This is a genomic window from Enterobacter sp. Taxon_2, from assembly GCF_058355295.1.
This window is the reverse complement of record NZ_CM178024.1, coordinates 4,688,363-4,709,138: the sequence shown is the minus strand read 5'-3', so window position 1 is coordinate 4,709,138 and position 20,776 is coordinate 4,688,363. Positions and strand designations below refer to the sequence as shown.

Below are 20,776 nucleotides of genomic sequence, written 5' to 3'. Positions count from 1 at the left end.
GCTTACCCGGCCTACTTAACGTAGGCCCGTGCAAGCGCAGCGCCGCCGGGCATAAAGCATTAGCCGGTGTTACGCATACCCGCCGCAACGCCCGCAATCGTCACCATCAGCGCCTGTTCAACGCGTGGATCCGGTTCTTTCCCTTCTTCTTCCGCCAGACGTGAACGGTGCAGCAGCTCTGCCTGCAGGACGTTCAGCGGGTCGGTGTAAATGTTACGCAGCTGAATAGACTCTGCAATCCACGGCAGGTCCGCCATCAGATGTGAGTCGTTGGCGATGTCCAGCACCACTTTGATGTCGCCTTCCAGCAGTTCGCGCAGCTCTTTACCCAGCGCCCACAGTTCAGGTTTCACCAGACGCTGGTCGTAGTATTCCGCCAGCCACAGGTCAGCTTTCGAGAAGACCATCTCCAACATTCCCAGACGGGTAGAGAAGAATGGCCAGTCGCGGCACATGGTTTCCAGTTCGTTCTGTTTGCCGTCTTCCACCACTTTTTGCAGCGCAGCACCGGCACCCAGCCAGGCGGGCAGCATCAGGCGGTTCTGCGTCCAGGCAAAGATCCACGGGATCGCGCGCAGAGACTCTACGCCACCGGTTGGGCGACGCTTCGCAGGACGTGAGCCCAGCGGCAGTTTACCCAGCTCCTGCTCAGGGGTGGCTGAGCGGAAGTAAGGGACGAAATCTTTGTTTTCACGCACGTAGCCGCGGTACAGATCGCAGGAGATAGCCGACAGCTCGTCCATGATATGGCACCAGGAGGCTTTCGGCTCCGGCGGTGGCAGCAGGTTGGCTTCCAGGATCGCGCTGGTATAGAGCGACAGGCTGCTGATGGTCACTTCCGGCAGGCCGTATTTGAAGCGGATCATCTCGCCTTGCTCGGTGACGCGCAGGCCGCCTTTCAGGCTTCCCGGCGGCTGCGACAGCAGCGCTGCGTGCGCCGGTGCGCCGCCACGGCCAATTGAACCACCGCGTCCGTGGAACAGGGTCAGTTCAATACCGGCTTTCTCGCAGGTTTTGATCAGTGCGTCCTGTGCCTGATATTGCGCCCAGGATGCTGCCATCACGCCCGCGTCTTTCGCGGAGTCGGAATAGCCAATCATCACCATCTGTTTGCCCTGAATAAAGCCGCGGTACCAGTCGATATTCAACAGCTGGCTCATGACGTCGTTGGCATTGTTCAGGTCGTCGAGGGTCTCAAACAGCGGGGCGACCGGCAGGGCGTAGTCGATTCCCGCTTCTTTCAGCAGAAGGTGAACGCCAAGCACGTCGGACGGGGTCTTCGCCATGGAGATCACATAGGCGGCCACCGATCCTTTCGGCGCATCAACGATCGCTTTACAGGTGTTGAGCACTTCGCGGGTTTCGTTGCTTGGCTCCCAGTTGCGCGGCAGCAGAGGGCGCTTCGAGTTCAGCTCGCGGATCAGGAACGCCTGCTTGTCAGCTTCGGACCAGCTTTCATAATCGCCGATGCCGAGATAGCGGGTCAGCTCGCCCAGCGCTTCGGTATGACGGGTACTTTCCTGACGTACGTCGATACGCACCAGCGGCACGCCGAAACACTTCACGCGACGCAGGGTGTCGAGCAGTTCGCCGTTAGCGATGATACCCATCCCGCAGGCCTGCAGTGATTTATAACAGGCGTAAAGCGGCTCCCAGAGCTGTTCGTTCTGGCTGAGCAGGCCTTCTGGTTTTGGCAGGCGCTGGCCTTTCAGGCGCGCTTCCAGCCAGGCCTGAGTGGCCATCAGCTGACCACGCAGTTTTTTCATCAGGAAACGGTACGGCTCGCTGGCGCCTTCTTCGCCGGCCAGCGCGCGTAGTTCCGGCGTCGCTTCAACCATCGACAGCTCGGAGATCAATACCTGAATATCTTTCAGGAACAGGTCGGTCGCTTTCCAGCGGCTCAGCAGCAGGACGTGGCGGGTGATTTCCGCGGTCACGTTCGGGTTGCCGTCGCGGTCGCCGCCCATCCAGGAGGTGAAGCGCACCGGAACAAAATCAACCGGCAGGCGGTAGCCGAGGTTCTCTTCCAGCTGTTCGTTCAGCTCGCGCAGGTAGTTCGGTACCCCTTCCCACAGGCTGTTTTCCACCACCGCAAAACCCCATTTGGCTTCGTCGACCGGGCTTGGGCGATGCTTACGAATTTCATCGGTGTGCCAGGACTGGGCAATCAGCTGGCGCAGACGGCGCATCAGCTGGTTGCGTTCGTAGTCGGCAATGTCTTTGTTATCCAGCTGCTTGAGGCAGTTGTTCACTTCCACCATTTTGTGGATCAGGGTGCGACGGGTAATTTCGGTTGGGTGTGCGGTCAGCACCAACTCCAGCGAAAGCGACTCCACCGCTTTTTTGATGGTGGCCTCGTTGAGGTCTGGCTGGTCTTTCAGTTTACGAAGGGTGCGGGCAATGACTTCCGGGTTGCTGGCCGCTTCGCCGTTTGGCGAAATGCTGTGGTATTGCTCAGCGGTGTTGGCCAGGTTCAGGAACTGGCTGAATGCGCGTGCAACGGGTAGCAGCTCATCGTTAGAGAGGTTCTGCAAAGTGGTGAGCAGCTCCTGACGACTGGCCTCGTTACCGGCGCGGGAAGATTTAGACAGCTTGCGGATGGTTTCAACGCGGTCGAGGATGTTCTCCCCCAACGCATCTTTGATGGTATCTCCAAGCACTTTGCCGAGCATACTGACATTACTACGCAACGCGGAATATTGTTCGTTCATAAAAACCCAGTCACCCCATCATTTTTGTTTATGCCCAGGCGAAAATCTTCTGGACATTATTTTGTCATCTCCCTTTATAAAGCCACGTAAAACCCCCGTCGTCAATTGCTGCGAAAACGGTTCAGCAAACGAATAAATGCGGGCAATTTACGAAATTTAATTCGCATTGCGTCAGATAAGAGATGCTTATGGGAATGTGACGGAGATCATGCGATTTGTTGCCCTCACCCTAACCCTCTCCCACAGGGAGAGGGGACTCTTCGGTGCGGTTTTAATGCCAGCAGAAGTGATGCACAACCTGGGTAATCAGTTCGCGGGTGGGTTTGATAAAGCGGGTTTCCAGATACTCATCCGGCTGGTGCGCCTGGTTGATGGAGCCAGGACCAAGAACCAGCGTCGGGCACAGCGTCTGAATAAACGGCGCTTCGGTGCAGTAGTTCACCACGTCGGTTTTCTCACCGAGCAGTTTTTCCACAACTTCAACCAACTGATGGTCCGGCGGGCATTCATAACCCGGGATCGGCGGATGCAGTTCGGAGACCGTCAGGCGACCCGGCCAGCGCTCGCTCACCGGGGCCAGCGCCTCATTCAACAGGCCGTCAAGATCGCTCAGGGTCATGCCCGGCAGCGGGCGAATATCCATGTGCAGTTCGCAGCAGGCGCAGATACGGTTGGAGGCATCACCCCCGTGCAGGCTGCCGAGGTTCAGCGTCGGATACGGCACGGTGAACGCCTCGTAGTGATAGCGTTCTTTCAGATCGTCGCGCAGGGTCATGATGCGGCCGATGGCGTCATGCATCAGCTCGATGGCGTTCACGCCGCGCGCCGGATCGCTGGAGTGGCCGGACTGGCCGAGCACGCGCACGGCGGTAGAAATATGGCCTTTGTGCGCGCGGATCGGTTGCAGAGACGTCGGCTCACCGATAATGGCGCAATCCGGGCGAATCGACGTGTTTTCAGAGAAGTAGCGCGCGCCCGCCATGCTGGTCTCTTCATCAGCGGTCGCCAGAATGTAGAGCGGTTTTTTCAGCTTCGTCACGTCCACGTCACGCAACGCGTCGAGGATAAAGGCGAAGAAGCCTTTCATGTCGGCGGTGCCCAGACCGTAGAGCTTGTTGTCGTGCTCGGTCAGGGTGAACGGATCGCGCGTCCAGCGGCCATCGTCAAACGGCACGGTGTCGGTATGACCGGCCAGCAGCAGGCCGCCCGCACCGGTTCCGGTGCTGGCGAGCAGGTTAAATTTGTGGCGAGTGCCGGGGACGGGCTGAACCTCAACGTTAAACCCAAGATCGCTAAACCAACCCGCCAGCAGATTGATTAAAGACTCATTGCTCTGATCCAGCGCTTCTTCCGTTGCGCTGATGGACGGTGTGGCAATCAGGGCGCGGTAGATCTCGATAAATGGCGGTAAGTTCATTTTCATTGTTGACACACCTTAGGTCGTGATAGTATCAATATTCATGCAATAAATGTGAATAAAAATACATTAACGTTGAGCATAAAGGAACCCGATGTTGAATACGCTGATTGTAGGCGCTAGCGGTTATGCGGGCGCAGAGCTTGTAAGCTACGTGAATCGCCATCCACATATGACCATAACCGCTTTGACCGTGTCAGCGCAAAGCAATGATGCAGGAAAGTTAATTTCCGATTTGCATCCGCAGCTTAAGGGCATGGTCGATCTGCCGCTGCAGCCCATGTCTGACATCAGCGAGTTTACCGACGGCGTCGACGTGGTGTTTTTAGCCACCGCGCATGAGGTCAGCCACGACCTGGCGCCGCAGTTTCTGGCGGCCGGCTGCGTGGTCTTCGACCTCTCCGGCGCGTTCCGCGTTAACGACGGCGCGTTTTACGAAAAATATTATGGTTTCACCCATCAGCACCCGGATCTGCTTGAAAAAGCGGTGTACGGCCTGGCGGAGTGGAGCGCAGATAAACTGAAAGAAGCGGACCTGATTGCCGTTCCGGGCTGCTACCCGACGGCGGCGCAGCTTTCCCTGAAGCCGCTGATCGACGCGGGCCTGCTGGATCTGAACCAGTGGCCGGTGATCAACGCCACCAGCGGCGTGAGCGGTGCAGGACGCAAGGCGGCGATCTCCAATAGCTTCTGCGAAGTGAGCCTTCAGCCGTATGGCGTGTTTAATCACCGTCATCACCCTGAAATCACGACGCATCTGGGCGCGGACGTCATTTTCACCCCGCACCTGGGCAGCTTCCCGCGTGGGATCCTCGAAACCATCACCTGCCGCCTGAAACCGGGCGTGACCAAAGAGCAGGTGAGCGAGGTCTTCACGCAGGCGTATGCGGATAAACCGCTGGTGCGCCTGTACGACAAAGGCGTGCCGGCGCTGAAAAACGTGGTCGGTCTGCCGTTCTGCGATATCGGCTTTGCCGTTCAGGGTGAGCATCTCATCGTGGTGGCCGCAGAAGATAACTTACTGAAAGGCGCTGCCGCACAGGCAATGCAGTGTGCAAATATTCGTTTCGGTTTCCCGGAAACGCAGGCTCTTATTTAAGGTGTGATGATGAACCCATTAATTATCAAACTCGGTGGTGTACTGCTGGACAGCGAAGAAGCGCTGGAGCGTCTGTTTACCGCGCTGGTGAACTATCGCGAATCACATCAACGTCCGCTGGTGATTGTGCACGGCGGTGGCTGCGTGGTGGATGAGCTGATGAAAGGGCTCAACCTGCCGGTGAAAAAGAAGAACGGCCTGCGCGTGACGCCTGCTGACCAGATTGACATCATTACCGGCGCGCTGGCGGGTACGGCGAACAAAACGCTGCTGGCGTGGGCGAAGAAACACCATATTGCGTCCGTGGGCCTCTATCTGGGCGATGGCGACAGCGTAAAAGTGACCCAGCTCGACGAAGAACTCGGCCACGTTGGACTGGCGCAGCCAGGTTCGCCTAAGCTGATTAACACGCTGCTGGAAGGCGGTTTCCTGCCGGTGGTGAGCTCCATCGGCGTGACCGAAGAGGGCGAGCTGATGAACGTTAACGCTGACCAGGCGGCGACCGCGCTGGCGGCAACGCTGGGCGCGGACCTGATCCTGCTCTCCGACGTGAGCGGTATTCTGGACGGTAAAGGCCAGCGCATTGCGGAAATGACGGCGGAGAAAGCCGAGCAGCTGATTGCTCAGGGCATTATTACCGACGGCATGATCGTCAAAGTGAACGCCGCGCTGGATGCGGCACGCACGCTGGGCCGCCCGGTGGATATCGCCTCATGGCGCCACGCGGAGCAGCTCCCGGCGCTGTTTAACGGCACGCCGATTGGCACGCGTATTTTAGCGTAATCGATTTAATGTTTTGTAGGCCCGGTAAGCGCAGCGCCACCGGGCAATGAAATTCAAAGATATTAAGGAAGCATGTTATGGCACTTTGGGGTGGGCGTTTTACACAGGCAGCGGATCAGCGGTTCAAACAGTTCAACGACTCTTTGCGCTTCGACTACCGCCTGGCCGAACAGGATATTGTCGGCTCTGTGGCCTGGTCCAAAGCGCTGGTAACGGTAGGCGTACTGACCGCAGACGAACAATTACAGCTGGAAGAAGCGCTGAACAATCTGCTGGAAGAGGTGCGTCTGGATCCGCAGCAAATCCTGCAGAGCGATGCCGAAGATATTCACAGCTGGGTGGAAGGCAAACTGATCGATAAGGTCGGCCAACTGGGTAAAAAGCTGCACACCGGCCGCAGCCGTAACGACCAGGTCGCCACCGACCTGAAGCTGTGGTGTAAAGATACCGTTAGCGAACTGCTGGCGGCCAACCGTCAGCTGCAGAGCGCGCTGGTGGAAACCGCGCAGAACAACCAGGACGCGGTGATGCCGGGTTATACCCACCTGCAGCGCGCGCAGCCGGTGACCTTTGCGCACTGGTGTCTGGCCTACGTTGAGATGCTGGCGCGTGATGAAAGCCGTCTGCAGGATACCCTGAAACGTCTGGACGTCAGCCCGCTGGGCAGCGGCGCGCTGGCGGGTACCGCTTACGAAATCGACCGTGAACAGCTGGCAGGCTGGCTGGGCTTTGCCTCCGCCACCCGTAACAGCCTGGACAGCGTCTCTGACCGAGACCACGTGCTGGAGCTGCTCTCCAATGCCTCTATCGGGATGGTGCACCTGTCGCGCTTTGCCGAAGACCTTATCTTCTTCAACTCCGGTGAAGCCGGGTTCGTCGAGCTGTCCGACCGCGTGACCTCAGGTTCATCCCTGATGCCGCAGAAGAAAAACCCGGACGCGCTCGAGCTGATCCGAGGCAAATGTGGCCGCGTGCAGGGTGCGCTGACCGGCATGATGATGACCCTGAAAGGGCTGCCGCTGGCGTACAACAAAGACATGCAGGAAGACAAAGAAGGGCTGTTCGACGCGCTCGACACCTGGCTGGACTGTCTGCATATGGGCGCGCTGGTGCTGGATGGCATTCAGGTGAAACGTCCGCGCTGCCAGGAAGCGGCGCAGCAGGGCTATGCGAACTCTACCGAACTGGCGGATTATCTGGTGGCGAAGGGCGTACCGTTCCGTGAAGCGCACCATATTGTCGGTGAAGCGGTTGTGGAAGCCATTCGTCAGGGTAAACCGCTGGAGGATCTGGCGCTGGCCGATCTGCAGAAGTTCAGTGCGGTTATCGGGGATGATGTGTATCCGATTCTGGCGCTGCAGTCCTGTCTGGACAAGCGTGCCGCGAAAGGCGGCGTGTCGCCGAAGCAGGTGGCGCAGGCGATTGCGGATGCGAAAAACCGGCTGGTTTGAACCGTGCGGGCTTGTGCCCTCACCCCGGCCCTCTCCCACAGGGAGAGAGAGAAAAATGGAGCCTGGCTTAGCGCCGGGCTTTTTTACGCAAAAAAAAGCGGACCACGGGGTCCGCAAAAGTTCACGTTGGCTTTAGTTGTTCGAGTTTTGAGAGAAACTCGCTGACGGTGCGGGGACGTCAAGGGTCAAACACGTGCCGCCTCGTCTATGTGGTGTATTATTCAACAGAATGCTTGATAGGGATAATCGTTCGTTGCTATGCTATCTATCGCCATGAACTATCGTGGCGACGGAGGATGAATAATGAATATTCGTGATCTTGAATACCTGGTAGCGTTAGCCGAGCATCGTCACTTTCGCCGCGCGGCAGATTCCTGTCACGTCAGCCAGCCCACGCTGAGCGGCCAGATCCGCAAGCTGGAAGACGAGCTGGGCGTGATGCTGCTGGAGCGCACCAGTCGTAAGGTTCTGTTCACACAGGCAGGTCTTCTGCTGGTGGATCAGGCGCGCACCGTGCTGCGCGAGGTCAAAGTGCTCAAGGAAATGGCAAGCCAGCAGGGGGAGGCCATGTCCGGACCGCTGCATATTGGCCTGATCCCAACCGTTGGCCCGTATCTGTTACCGCACATCATTCCGATGCTGCACCAGACGTTCCCGAAACTCGAAATGTACCTGCACGAAGCGCAAACCCATCAGCTGCTGGCGCAGTTAGATAGCGGCAAGCTCGACTGCGCCATTCTGGCACTGGTAAAAGAGAGTGAGGCCTTTATTGAAGTGCCGCTGTTCGATGAGCCGATGATGCTGGCGATCTATGAAGATCACCCGTGGGCGAACCGCGATCGCGTGCCGATGGCCGATCTGGCGGGTGAAAAGCTGCTGATGCTGGAAGATGGCCACTGCCTGCGCGATCAGGCGATGGGCTTCTGCTTCGAAGCGGGTGCGGATGAGGATACCCATTTCCGCGCAACCAGCCTGGAAACGCTGCGTAACATGGTCGCGGCGGGAAGCGGTATAACGCTGCTGCCTGCGCTGGCCGTGCCGCGCGAGCGTAAGCGTGATGGCGTGGTCTATTTGCCGTGCATCAAGCCGGAGCCGCGTCGCACTATCGGCCTGGTATATCGTCCGGGTTCACCGCTGCGCAGCCGCTATGAGCAGCTGGCAGAGGCCATCCGTGGTTCGATGGATGGCCATTTCGACAGCGCGTTAAAACAGGCGGTTCAGGCCGTTTAGTGCCGCTACCCGGTAGGCTTCCGCCATGGTCGGGTAGTTAAAGGTGGTGTTAACGAAGTACTCAATGGTGTTACCACCACCTTTCTGCTCCATTATCGCCTGTCCGATATGAATGATTTCCGCGGCGCGTTCACCAAAGCAGTGAATGCCGAGGATCTCTTTCGTCTCGCGGTGGAACAGGATCTTCAGCGTTCCCACGCTCATCCCCACGATTTGCGCCCGCGCCAGATGTTTAAACTGCGCACGACCCACCTCGTAAGGCACCTTCATTGACGTCAGCTGCTGCTCGGTTTTCCCTACGGAACTGATTTCCGGGATGGTGTAGATGCCCGTCGGGATATCTTCAATCAGATGCGCCGTCGCTTCGCCTTTTACCAGCGCCTGTGCGGCAATGCGTCCCTGGTCGTAAGCAGCTGAGGCCAGGCTTGGGTAGCCAATCACGTCGCCGACCGCGTAAACGTGTGGCAGGGCGGTCTGATACATGCTGTTGACCTTCAGCTGACCGCGGCTGTCGGTCTCGAGTCCGATATTTTCCAGCTGCAGGGAATCGGTATTGCCGGTACGGCCGTTGGCGTACAGCAGGCAGTCCGCTTTCAGCTTCTTGCCGGACTTCAGGTGCATGATCACCCCGTCGTCACAGCCTTCGATCTTCTCGTACTCTTCGTTGTGGCGAATCACCACGCCGCTGTTCCAGAAGTGGTAGGAGAGCGAATCTGACATTTCCTGATCGAGGAACGCCAGCAGGCGGTCGCGGGTGTTGATCAGGTCAACTTTGACGTCCATTCCACGGAAGATCGACGCATATTCGCAGCCAATAACCCCTGCGCCATAGATAATGACGTGGCGGGGTTCATGGTGCAGGCTCAGAATCGAATCGCTGTCGTAGACGCGCGGGTGCGAGAAGTCCACGTCGGCCGGATGGTAAGGACGTGAGCCGCAGGCAATTACAAATTTTTCAGCCGTGATGGTTTCAACCGACCCGTCGTGGCATTCGAGTGCCAGGGTGTGTTCATCCACAAAATGCGCGTTGCCCTGCAAAATTTCGCAGTGGTTACGCTCATAAAACCCCTGACGCATACGCGTCTGCTGGTTAATGACGGTATCCGCGTGATTCAGGATGTCGGCAAAAGATGAACGAAGAAGTCGGGAATGGTCGCTGTAAAGAGGGTTCTGGTTAAATTCGATAATGCGGCTAACGGCGTGGCGGAGGGCTTTCGAAGGGATGGTGCCCCAGTGGGTGCAACCGCCGCCGACATTATGGTAGCGCTCGATGACCGCTACTCTGGCTCCCTGTTTCACCAGACCCATAGCAGCGCCTTCGCCGCCGGGGCCGGAACCAATAACTATTGCGTCGTAATCGTAGGAATGTGGCATGGCAAGGCTTACCTGTTCTTATACATAAAAGCAACAGAATCATAACATCATTGCCAGAGTAACCCAATTATCGTTGTGCTTTTTTCCGGCAGTGGAGCACAAACCGCACGTAAACAATCATTCACAAAGCCAGGCAAACAGATTAATTTTATTCTCTGGTATAGTGCCATCAGGCCTTTGGAAGGATTCAACTATCGTGATGGGCGTAAGAGCACAACAAAAAGAGAAAACCCGGCGTTCGCTGGTGGAAGCCGCATTCAGTCAACTGAGTGCCGAGCGGAGTTTTGCCAGTTTGAGCCTGCGCGAAGTCGCACGCGAGGCCGGGATTGCGCCAACGTCCTTCTATCGTCACTTCCGTGATGTGGATGAACTGGGCCTGACCATGGTCGACGAGAGCGGCCTGATGCTGCGTCAGCTGATGCGCCAGGCGCGTCAGCGTATCGCCAAAGGGGGCAGCGTGATCCGCACCTCCGTATCGACCTTTATGGAATTTATCGGCAACAATCCCAACGCGTTTCGTCTGCTTCTGCGCGAGCGTTCGGGCACATCGGCAGCGTTTCGTGCCGCCGTCGCGCGCGAAATTCAGCACTTCATCGCGGAACTTGCCGACTATCTTGAACTCGAAAACCATATGCCGCGTGCGTTTACTGAAGCACAGGCCGAGGCGATGGTGACGATTGTATTCAGCGCGGGTGCCGAAGCGCTGGATGTCAGCATTGAACAACGCAAGCAGCTCGAAGAGCGACTGGTATTACAGCTCAGGATGATCTCCAAAGGCGCGTACTACTGGTATCGCCGTGAACAAGAGAAACTGGCACATCAAACCGAAGAGTGAAGGTGAGTAATGAAACAGTCAGGTCAGGATAAAGGGACGCTGTTGCTGGCATTGATCGCTGGCTTATCCATTAATGGTACGTTTGCCGCTATTTTTAGCTCAATCGTGCCGTTTTCGATTTTCCCGCTTATTGCGCTGGTGCTGACGGTGTACTGCCTGCATCAACGTTACCTGAACCGCACCATGCCGGTGGGGTTACCGGGGCTGGCCGCCGCCTGCTTTATTCTGGGCGTATTGCTGTACAGCACCGTGGTTCGCGCGGAATATCCGGATATCGGCTCTAACTTCTTCCCTGCGGTACTGTCTGTGGCGCTGGTGTTCTGGATTGGCTCGCGCATGCGTAGCCGTAAGAGCCAGTTACCAGAGTAAAGGGTTTTGTCATTGTAGGCCGGATAAGCGAAGCGTCATCCGGCTTTTTTGGCAGGTGGCACTTCGCTTACCTGCCCTGCCCTACAAGGCCACATTACTTCGCCGTGAGGAGTACACCGCACTCCATATGGTGCGTATACGGGAACTGATCGAACAGCGCCAGACGTTCAATACTGTGCGTCTGGCCTAATGTTTCGAGATTCTTACACAGCGTCTCCGGATTGCAGGAGATGTACAAAATACGCGGGTACGCCTGCACCATCTTCTCTGTTTCGCTGTCCAGGCCACTGCGCGGCGGGTCGACAAAAATCGTCTCACACTGGTAGCTCTTCAGATCGATCCCTTCCAGGCGGTTAAACTGGCGAACGCCGTTCATGGCCTGGGTAAACTCTTCAGCAGCCATGCGAATGATCTGCACGTTGTCGATATGGTTGGCGGCAATGTTGTACTGCGCGGCGGCCACCGACGGCTTGGCGATTTCCGTTGCCAGCACGCGATCGAAGTTACGCGCCAGCGCCAGCGAGAAGTTGCCGTTACCGCAGTAGAGCTCAAGCAGATCGCCCGTTGACCCTTCCGTCGCCTTCAGCGCCCACTCCAGCATCTGCACGTTCATCGCGGCGTTCGGCTGGGTGAAGCTGTTCTCGACCTGACGGTAAACCATCTCTCTACCCGCTACCGGCAGGCGCTCGTCGATGTAGTCCTGATCCAGCATGATTTTGGTTTTGGTCGCGCGGCCAATCAGGTGAACGTTGATGTTCTGCGCGCGCAGCGCATCGCGCAGCGCTTCCGCCTGCTCGCGCCACTCGTCGTTAAGCGCTTTGTGATACAGGAGAGAGACAATCGCCTGATTGCTTTGCGTGGTCAGGTAGTCAATCTGGAAAAGCTTGTTACGCAGTACCGGATTGTTACGCACACCGTCCATTATCAGCGTCATTAACTGGTTAATGAGCTCGCTCGCCGCCGGAAAGCTGTCCACGCGGATACGGGACTTTGTCTGCTGATCGAAAATGATGTGGTACAGGTCGTCACCGTCGTGCCAGATGCGGAACTCGGCGCGCATGCGGTAGTGGCTGACAGGAGAGCGGAACACCTCGGGAACGGGCGCGTTGAAAGGCGTCATCATACTTTGCAGGCGGACAACTTTCTCTGCCAGCTGCGCGTCGTACTGTTCTGTCGGGAGGTGTTCTGGGGTCATGATGCGTCCTGAGTGATAAAGAATTACGCGGCGATTGTAGGCATTGTTCAGGGGATGTCCAGATTTAATGGCCAATAGCTGTCTGGACATCCATACGTGTCTAATTGTAGCATTCTGTTTCCGGTCTCCTGAGAGTGAAAAGGGAATCCAGTGTAAATCTGGAGCTGACGCGCAGCGGTAAAGACTGGCGGGATGAGCGTTGTAGACACTGTGAAAATGGGAAGTCTTCATCCTTATATAGCCACCTAGCCCGAAGACCTGCCGGGATCACGTCGCATTTGGTTTCATCATCGCGTGCTATCGATGAGGCCTGCGGCATCCTTCTTATATTGTGGATGCTTTAACAATGATTAAAAAAGTATCGCTGTTGACGGCGTTGTCCGTCACGGCATTTTCGGGCTGGGCGCAGGACAGCGCCGACTCGTTGGTGGTCACGGCAAATCGTTTTGAACAACCGGCAAAAACTGTTCTGGCACCGACGTCCGTCGTGACGCGTGAAGAAATTGAGCGCTGGCAGGCAAAGAGCGTGGTGGAAATCATGTCACGTCTGCCTGGCGTGGATATCGCGCAAAGCGGTGGAATGGGCTCGAACTCTTCGACTTTTATTCGCGGAACGGAATCTCGCCATGTGCTGGTGCTGGTTGACGGTATTCCTTTGAATAACGCCGGGATCAGCAACGTTCCCGATCTGAGCCAAATCCCGACCTCGCTGATTCAGCGTATTGAGTACATCCGTGGTCCGCGTTCAGCCCTGTATGGCTCCGACGCGATTGGTGGCGTGATTAACATCATTACCGGACGTGATAAGCCGGGTGCAGAAATCTCAGCGGGCGTTGGCTCTAAGGGATATCAGACCTATGATGGCGCTTTCCAGCAGGTGCTGGATAAAACCAAAATCACCATGGCGGGTAACTACACCTATACCCGTGGTTTTGACATCGCCGCAAAAGATGCGCCGCGCCAGCCTGACCGCGATGGCTTTATGAGTAAATCGCTGTACGGCTCCGTGGAACAGCAGATTACCGACAGCGTGAGCGGCTTCTTCCGTGGCTTTGGTTATGACAACCGCACCGCGTATGACGGTTACGATCACTACGACGCCAACTTTATGGTGGATGGACGACCTGATACTCGCCAGCTCTACAGCCAGAACTGGGATACCGGTCTGCGTTACAACCAGGGGATTTTCCAGTCACAGCTGGTGGCGGGCTATGGTCGCAGTAAAGATCAGAACTATGATCCGAAGAAAGGGCGTTACGCTGATTCCGCCACCATGGATGACGTGAAGCAGTACACCACCCAATGGCTCAACACCGTAGAAGTCGGTCACGGCAACATTGGCGCAGGTCTGGACTGGCAAAAGCAGAAGACCCAGGCTGGAACGGGCTATCTGGAGAAAGGTTACGAGCAACGCAATACCGGCGTGTTTGTTTCGGCGATGCAGCAGTTCAGCAGCGTGACGCTTGAAGCGGCGGCGCGTAATGACGATAACTCTAACTTCGGCAACCATGGCACGTGGCAAACCAGCGCAGCGTGGGAGTTTGTGGATGGCTATCGCGTCATTGCCTCCTACGGTACCGCATTTAAAGCACCGACCATGAGCCAGATCCACAGTGCCTCTTACGGTAATCCGGACCTTAAACCAGAGGAGAGTAAGCAGTGGGAAGGGGGCTTTGAAGGCCTGACGGGACCGGTCAACTGGCGTATCACCGGTTATCGCAATGACATTGATAATCTTATTAGCAGCGATCCGCATACGTATCGTTACTACAATGTTGACGAAGCACGTATTAAAGGTGTGGAAGCGACGGCACAGTTCGATACTGGCCCGGTCGGGCATCAGATTTCCTACGATTATGTCGACCCGCGTAATGCCAAAACCAACGAAGTACTGGCCCGTCGTTCTAAGCAGCAGGTTAAGTACCAGCTTGACTGGCATGTATGGGATCTCGACTGGAACCTTGCCTACCGTTATCTGGGCACTCGCTATGATGTCGCGATTGATCCAGACACCTATTCGTCAGAACGCGTGAAAATGGGCGGTGTTAGTCTGTGGGATGTCGCAGTTTCGTATCCTGTCACCTCACATCTCACAGTTCGTGGTAAAATAGCCAATCTGTTCGATAAAGATTACGAGACAGTTTATGGCTACCAAACTGCAGGACGGGAATACACCTTGTCTGGCAGCTACACCTTCTAATCCGCGTCCCACCGTGCTGGTGTTTGATTCCGGCGTCGGTGGGCTTTCGGTCTATGATGAGATTCGGCATCTTCTGCCGGATCTCCATTACATCTACGCCTTCGATAACGTCGCTTTCCCGTACGGGGAAAAGAGCGAAGATTTTATTGTTGAGCGTGTGGTGGAAATCGTCACTGCGGTACAAAAGCGCTATCCCCTTGCGCTGGCCGTCATCGCCTGTAATACGGCGAGCACCGTTTCTCTTCCCGCCCTGCGTGAAAAATTCCAGTTCCCGGTTGTGGGCGTCGTTCCTGCAATAAAGCCTGCCGCGCGTCTGACGGCGAACGGCATTGTGGGCTTGCTGGCCACGCGAGGTACGGTAAAGCGTCCTTATACCCGCGAGCTGATCGACCGTTTTGCAAACGAATGCCAGATAGCGATGCTGGGTTCGGCTGAGCTGGTGGAGATGGCTGAAGCGAAGCTGCATGGCAAGGCGGTATCACTCGAGGAGCTGCGTCGTATTCTACGTCCGTGGCTGCGGATGCCCGAACCTCCGGATACCGTTGTGCTGGGCTGTACCCACTTCCCGCTATTACAGGAAGAGCTACTGGAGGTGCTGCCGGAGGGGACACGCCTGGTGGATTCCGGTGCGGCTATTGCCCGTCGTACGGCCTGGTTGCTGGAGCATGAAGCGCCGGATGCGAAATCTACCGATGCGAATATCGCGTTTTGTATGGCCATCACGAAAGAGACTGAGCAACTTTTACCCGTTTTACGCCGTTATGGCTTTGAAACGCTCGAAAAACTGGCGCTGTAGCACGGTTTTGAGCAAAAAAGAGACGGTTGAAAGTTTTTTTTAAAAGAGGGGTTGTCAACGTCTGAGAACTCCCTATAATGCGCCTCCACTGACACGGAACAACGGCTTACAGGCCGCCGGGTTAGCGGGGTTCAGAGATGAACGCCAGCAGAGAAAAGCGAAAATAATCACTTGACTCTGAATGAGGAAAACGTAATATACGGGACCTCGCAACGGTGAGCTTAACGCCACGTTGCAACTGCTCTTTAACAATTTATCAGACAATCTGTGTGGGCACTCAAAGTGACATGGATTCTTAACGTCCTCGGACGAAAAATGAATACCAAGTCTCTGAGTGAACATACGTAATTCATTACGAAGTTTAATTCACGAGCATCAAACTTAAATTGAAGAGTTTGATCATGGCTCAGATTGAACGCTGGCGGCAGGCCTAACACATGCAAGTCGAGCGGTAGCACAGAGAGCTTGCTCTCGGGTGACGAGCGGCGGACGGGTGAGTAATGTCTGGGAAACTGCCTGATGGAGGGGGATAACTACTGGAAACGGTAGCTAATACCGCATAACGTCGCAAGACCAAAGAGGGGGACCTTCGGGCCTCTTGCCATCAGATGTGCCCAGATGGGATTAGCTAGTAGGTGGGGTAACGGCTCACCTAGGCGACGATCCCTAGCTGGTCTGAGAGGATGACCAGCCACACTGGAACTGAGACACGGTCCAGACTCCTACGGGAGGCAGCAGTGGGGAATATTGCACAATGGGCGCAAGCCTGATGCAGCCATGCCGCGTGTATGAAGAAGGCCTTCGGGTTGTAAAGTACTTTCAGCGGGGAGGAAGGCGGTGAGGTTAATAACCTCATCGATTGACGTTACCCGCAGAAGAAGCACCGGCTAACTCCGTGCCAGCAGCCGCGGTAATACGGAGGGTGCAAGCGTTAATCGGAATTACTGGGCGTAAAGCGCACGCAGGCGGTCTGTCAAGTCGGATGTGAAATCCCCGGGCTCAACCTGGGAACTGCATTCGAAACTGGCAGGCTAGAGTCTTGTAGAGGGGGGTAGAATTCCAGGTGTAGCGGTGAAATGCGTAGAGATCTGGAGGAATACCGGTGGCGAAGGCGGCCCCCTGGACAAAGACTGACGCTCAGGTGCGAAAGCGTGGGGAGCAAACAGGATTAGATACCCTGGTAGTCCACGCCGTAAACGATGTCGACTTGGAGGTTGTGCCCTTGAGGCGTGGCTTCCGGAGCTAACGCGTTAAGTCGACCGCCTGGGGAGTACGGCCGCAAGGTTAAAACTCAAATGAATTGACGGGGGCCCGCACAAGCGGTGGAGCATGTGGTTTAATTCGATGCAACGCGAAGAACCTTACCTACTCTTGACATCCAGAGAACTTAGCAGAGATGCTTTGGTGCCTTCGGGAACTCTGAGACAGGTGCTGCATGGCTGTCGTCAGCTCGTGTTGTGAAATGTTGGGTTAAGTCCCGCAACGAGCGCAACCCTTATCCTTTGTTGCCAGCGGTTAGGCCGGGAACTCAAAGGAGACTGCCAGTGATAAACTGGAGGAAGGTGGGGATGACGTCAAGTCATCATGGCCCTTACGAGTAGGGCTACACACGTGCTACAATGGCGCATACAAAGAGAAGCGACCTCGCGAGAGCAAGCGGACCTCATAAAGTGCGTCGTAGTCCGGATTGGAGTCTGCAACTCGACTCCATGAAGTCGGAATCGCTAGTAATCGTAGATCAGAATGCTACGGTGAATACGTTCCCGGGCCTTGTACACACCGCCCGTCACACCATGGGAGTGGGTTGCAAAAGAAGTAGGTAGCTTAACCTTCGGGAGGGCGCTTACCACTTTGTGATTCATGACTGGGGTGAAGTCGTAACAAGGTAACCGTAGGGGAACCTGCGGTTGGATCACCTCCTTACCTTAAAGAACCTGCCTTTGTAGTGCTCACACAGATTGTCTGATGAAAAACAGCAGTAAAAAACCTCTACAGGCTTGTAGCTCAGGTGGTTAGAGCGCACCCCTGATAAGGGTGAGGTCGGTGGTTCAAGTCCACTCAGGCCTACCAAATTTGCGAAGCAAATTTGAAGAGGTTAGCAAAACGATGGGGCTATAGCTCAGCTGGGAGAGCGCCTGCTTTGCACGCAGGAGGTCTGCGGTTCGATCCCGCATAGCTCCACCATCTTTTACTGCGAAAACAAGAAAACTTCAGAGTGAACCTGAAAAGGTGCACTGCGAAGTTTTGCTCTTTAAAAATCTGGATCAAGCTGAAAATTGAAACGACACATCTCTAAGGTGTGTTCGAGTCTCTCAAATTTTCGCAATCAGAAGTGAAACATCTTCGGGTTGTGAGGTTAAGCGACTAAGCGTACACGGTGGATGCCCTGGCAGTCAGAGGCGATGAAGGACGTGCTAATCTGCGAAAAGCGCCGGCGAGGTGATATGAACCTTTGACCCGGCGATGTCCGAATGGGGAAACCCAGTGTGATTCGTCACACTATCGTTAACTGAATACATAGGTTAACGAGGCGAACCGGGGGAACTGAAACATCTAAGTACCCCGAGGAAAAGAAATCAACCGAGATTCCCCCAGTAGCGGCGAGCGAACGGGGAGCAGCCCAGAGTCTGAATCAGCTTGTGTGTTAGTGGAAGCGTCTGGAAAGTCGCACGGTACAGGGTGATAGTCCCGTACACGAAAATGCACAGGTTGTGAACTCGAAGAGTAGGGCGGGACACGTGGTATCCTGTCTGAATATGGGGGGACCATCCTCCAAGGCTAAATACTCCTGACTGACCGATAGTGAACCAGTACCGTGAGGGAAAGGCGAAAAGAACCCCGGCGAGGGGAGTGAAAAAGAACCTGAAACCGTGTACGTACAAGCAGTGGGAGCACCTTCGTGGTGTGACTGCGTACCTTTTGTATAATGGGTCAGCGACTTATATTCTGTAGCAAGGTTAACCGTATAGGGGAGCCGAAGGGAAACCGAGTCTTAACTGGGCGTTAAGTTGCAGGGTATAGACCCGAAACCCGGTGATCTAGCCATGGGCAGGTTGAAGGTTGGGTAACACTAACTGGAGGACCGAACCGACTAATGTTGAAAAATTAGCGGATGACTTGTGGCTGGGGGTGAAAGGCCAATCAAACCGGGAGATAGCTGGTTCTCCCCGAAAGCTATTTAGGTAGCGCCTCGTGAATTCATCTTCGGGGGTAGAGCACTGTTTCGGCTAGGGGGCCATCCCGGCTTACCAACCCGATGCAAACTACGAATACCGAAGAATGTTATCACGGGAGACACACGGCGGGTGCTAACGTCCGTCGTGAAGAGGGAAACAACCCAGACCGCCAGCTAAGGTCCCAAAGTCATGGTTAAGTGGGAAACGATGTGGGAAGGCACAGACAGCCAGGATGTTGGCTTAGAAGCAGCCATCATTTAAAGAAAGCGTAATAGCTCACTGGTCGAGTCGGCCTGCGCGGAAGATGTAACGGGGCTAAACCATGCACCGAAGCTGCGGCAGCGACACTATGTGTTGTTGGGTAGGGGAGCGTTCTGTAAGCCGTTGAAGGTGTGCTGTGAGGCATGCTGGAGGTATCAGAAGTGCGAATGCTGACATAAGTAACGATAAAGCGGGTGAAAAGCCCGCTCGCCGGAAGACCAAGGGTTCCTGTCCAACGTTAATCGGGGCAGGGTGAGTCGACCCCTAAGGCGAGGCCGAAAGGCGTAGTCGATGGGAAACAGGTTAATATTCCTGTACTTGGTGTTACTGCGAAGGGGGGACGGAGAAGGCTATGTTAGCCGGGCGACGGTTGTCCCGGTTTAAGCATGTAGGCGGAGGTTCCAGGTAAATCCGGTACCTTTTAACGCTGAGGTGTGATGACGAGGCACTACGGTGCTGAAGTAACAAATGCCCTGCTTCCAGGAAAAGCCTCTAAGCATCAGGTAACATCAAATCGTACCCCAAACCGACACAGGTGGTCAGGTAGAGAATACCAAGGCGCTTGAGAGAACTCGGGTGAAGGAACTAGGCAAAATGGTGCCGTAACTTCGGGAGAAGGCACGCTGATATGTAGGTGAAGCCCCTGCGGGTGGAGCTGAAATCAGTCGAAGATACCAGCTGGCTGCAACTGTTTATTAAAAACACAGCACTGTGCAAACACGAAAGTGGACGTATACGGTGTGACGCCTGCCCGGTGCCGGAAGGTTAATTGATGGGGTTAGCGGTAACGCGAAGCTCTTGATCGAAGCCCCGGTAAACGGCGGCCGTAACTATAACGGTCCTAAGGTAGCGAAATTCCTTGTCGGGTAAGTTCCGACCTGCACGAATGGCGTAATGATGGCCAGGCTGTCTCCACCCGAGACTCAGTGAAATTGAACTCGCTGTGAAGATGCAGTGTACCCGCGGCAAGACGGAAAGACCCCGTGAACCTTTACTATAGCTTGACACTGAACACTGGTCCTTGATGTGTAGGATAGGTGGGAGGCTTTGAAGCGTGGACGCCAGTCTGCGTGGAGCCGTCCTTGAAATACCACCCTTTAATGGCTGGTGTTCTAACGTAGACCCGTAATCCGGGTTGCGGACAGTGTCTGGTGGGTAGTTTGACTGGGGCGGTCTCCTCCCAAAGAGTAACGGAGGAGCACGAAGGTTAGCTAATCCTGGTCGGACATCAGGAGGTTAGTGCAATGGCATAAGCTAGCTTGACTGCGAGAGTGACGGCTCGAGCAGGTGCGAAAGCAGGTCATAGTGATCCGGTGGTTCTGAATGGAAGGGCCATCGCTCAACGGATAAAAGGTACTCCGGGGATAACAGGCTGATACCGCCCAAGAGTTCATATCGACGGCGGTGTTTGGCACCTCGATGTCGGCTCATCACATCCTGGGGCTGAAGTAGGTCCCAAGGGTATGGCTGTTCGCCATTTAAAGTGGTACGCGAGCTGGGTTTAGAACGTCGTGAGACAGTTCGGTCCCTATCTGCCGTGGGCGCTGGAGAATTGAGGGGGGCTGCTCCTAGTACGAGAGGACCGGAGTGGACGCATCACTGGTGTTCGGGTTGTCATGCCAATGGCACTGCCCGGTAGCTAAATGCGGAAAAGATAAGTGCTGAAAGCATCTAAGCACGAAACTTGCCCCGAGATGAGTTCTCCCTGAGACTTTAAGTCTCCTGAAGGAACGTTGAAGACGACGACGTTGATAGGTCGGGTGTGTAAGCGCAGCGATGCGTTGAGCTAACCGATACTAATGAACCGTGAGGCTTAACCTTACAACGCCGAAGGTGTTTTGGCGAAGAGACAGACACGATTTTCAGCCTGATACAGATT

The 20,776-nt window shown here is 55.5% G+C and carries 12 protein-coding genes, 2 tRNA genes, 2 rRNA genes and 1 riboswitch; of the genes, 12 read left to right on the top strand and 4 right to left on the bottom strand.

Going from position 1 to position 20,776, the window contains the following annotated elements; genetic code table 11:
* Positions 1-59: 59 nt before the first annotated feature.
* A complete protein-coding gene (gene ppc, locus AC4IC4_RS22370; protein WP_024909175.1) occupies positions 60-2,711 on the bottom strand; it encodes a phosphoenolpyruvate carboxylase in 2,652 nt (883 codons plus the stop codon).
* 271 nt (positions 2,712-2,982) lie between these two features.
* Positions 2,983-4,134 carry an acetylornithine deacetylase gene (gene argE, locus AC4IC4_RS22365; protein WP_008501790.1) on the bottom strand — a complete coding sequence of 384 codons (1,152 nt, stop codon included), beginning with the start codon at positions 4,132-4,134 and terminating at the stop codon, positions 2,983-2,985.
* An 88-nt stretch (positions 4,135-4,222) separates the two neighbouring features.
* On the opposite strand from argE, the gene argC reads away from it, so the two are divergent.
* From argC to oxyR, 4 genes are all read left to right on the top strand, one after another.
* On the top strand, positions 4,223-5,227 hold the full coding sequence (gene argC, locus AC4IC4_RS22360; RefSeq protein ID WP_032648489.1) for an N-acetyl-gamma-glutamyl-phosphate reductase: 1,005 nt from the start codon (positions 4,223-4,225) through the stop codon (positions 5,225-5,227).
* A gap of 6 nt (positions 5,228-5,233) precedes the next feature.
* Positions 5,234-6,010: an acetylglutamate kinase gene (gene argB / locus AC4IC4_RS22355; RefSeq protein WP_090420882.1), complete on the top strand. Its 777-nt coding sequence runs from the start codon at positions 5,234-5,236 to the stop codon at positions 6,008-6,010.
* Between the two features lie 77 nt (positions 6,011-6,087).
* The gene (gene argH, locus AC4IC4_RS22350) at positions 6,088-7,461 is read left to right on the top strand and encodes an argininosuccinate lyase (protein WP_061716300.1); all 1,374 of its coding nucleotides are present in this window, start codon (positions 6,088-6,090) and stop codon (positions 7,459-7,461) included.
* A gap of 303 nt (positions 7,462-7,764) precedes the next feature.
* On the top strand, positions 7,765-8,691 hold the full coding sequence (oxyR, locus tag AC4IC4_RS22345; protein ID WP_023333839.1) for a DNA-binding transcriptional regulator OxyR: 927 nt from the start codon (positions 7,765-7,767) through the stop codon (positions 8,689-8,691).
* On the opposite strand, the gene sthA is transcribed toward oxyR, so the two are convergent.
* Positions 8,665-10,065: a Si-specific NAD(P)(+) transhydrogenase gene (gene sthA / locus AC4IC4_RS22340; protein ID WP_008501785.1), complete on the bottom strand. Its 1,401-nt coding sequence runs from the start codon at positions 10,063-10,065 to the stop codon at positions 8,665-8,667. The two genes, oxyR and sthA, sit on opposite strands and share 27 nt — an antisense overlap.
* Before the next feature lie 196 nt (positions 10,066-10,261).
* Between sthA and fabR the strand changes: the two genes are divergently transcribed.
* The gene (gene fabR, locus AC4IC4_RS22335) at positions 10,262-10,900 is read left to right on the top strand and encodes an HTH-type transcriptional repressor FabR (RefSeq protein ID WP_008501784.1); all 639 of its coding nucleotides are present in this window, start codon (positions 10,262-10,264) and stop codon (positions 10,898-10,900) included.
* A gap of 9 nt (positions 10,901-10,909) precedes the next feature.
* Entirely contained in the window at positions 10,910-11,269 is a 360-nt protein-coding gene (locus AC4IC4_RS22330; RefSeq protein ID WP_008501783.1) for a YijD family membrane protein, read from the top strand.
* Between the two features lie 94 nt (positions 11,270-11,363).
* Here the strand turns inward: AC4IC4_RS22330 and trmA are convergent, their stop codons facing one another.
* Positions 11,364-12,464: a tRNA (uridine(54)-C5)-methyltransferase TrmA gene (trmA, locus tag AC4IC4_RS22325; RefSeq protein ID WP_473701775.1), complete on the bottom strand. Its 1,101-nt coding sequence runs from the start codon at positions 12,462-12,464 to the stop codon at positions 11,364-11,366.
* A gap of 104 nt (positions 12,465-12,568) precedes the next feature.
* Positions 12,569-12,744: riboswitch (cobalamin riboswitch) on the top strand.
* A 66-nt stretch (positions 12,745-12,810) separates the two neighbouring features.
* Here trmA and btuB point away from each other — a divergent pair.
* The 6 genes from btuB (at position 12,811) to AC4IC4_RS22295 (ending at position 20,718) form a co-directional block, all read left to right on the top strand.
* Positions 12,811-14,664, top strand: coding sequence for a TonB-dependent vitamin B12 receptor BtuB (btuB, locus tag AC4IC4_RS22320; RefSeq protein WP_491471904.1), 1,854 nt, complete (start codon positions 12,811-12,813; stop codon positions 14,662-14,664).
* Positions 14,609-15,460, top strand: a complete 852-nt coding sequence (gene murI / locus AC4IC4_RS22315; protein WP_048989427.1) for a glutamate racemase — start codon at positions 14,609-14,611, stop codon at positions 15,458-15,460. Before btuB ends, murI begins: the two co-directional genes overlap by 56 nt.
* 383 nt (positions 15,461-15,843) lie before the next feature.
* A 16S ribosomal RNA gene (locus AC4IC4_RS22310) occupies positions 15,844-17,383 on the top strand.
* Positions 17,384-17,453: 70 nt separating this feature from the next.
* A tRNA-Ile gene (locus AC4IC4_RS22305) sits at positions 17,454-17,530 on the top strand.
* 38 nt (positions 17,531-17,568) lie between these two features.
* Positions 17,569-17,644, top strand: a tRNA-Ala gene (locus AC4IC4_RS22300).
* A 170-nt stretch (positions 17,645-17,814) separates the two neighbouring features.
* Positions 17,815-20,718, top strand: a 23S ribosomal RNA gene (locus tag AC4IC4_RS22295).
* Together the 16S and 23S rRNA genes with 2 tRNA genes alongside form the textbook arrangement of a ribosomal RNA operon.
* Positions 20,719-20,776: the final 58 nt, after the last annotated feature.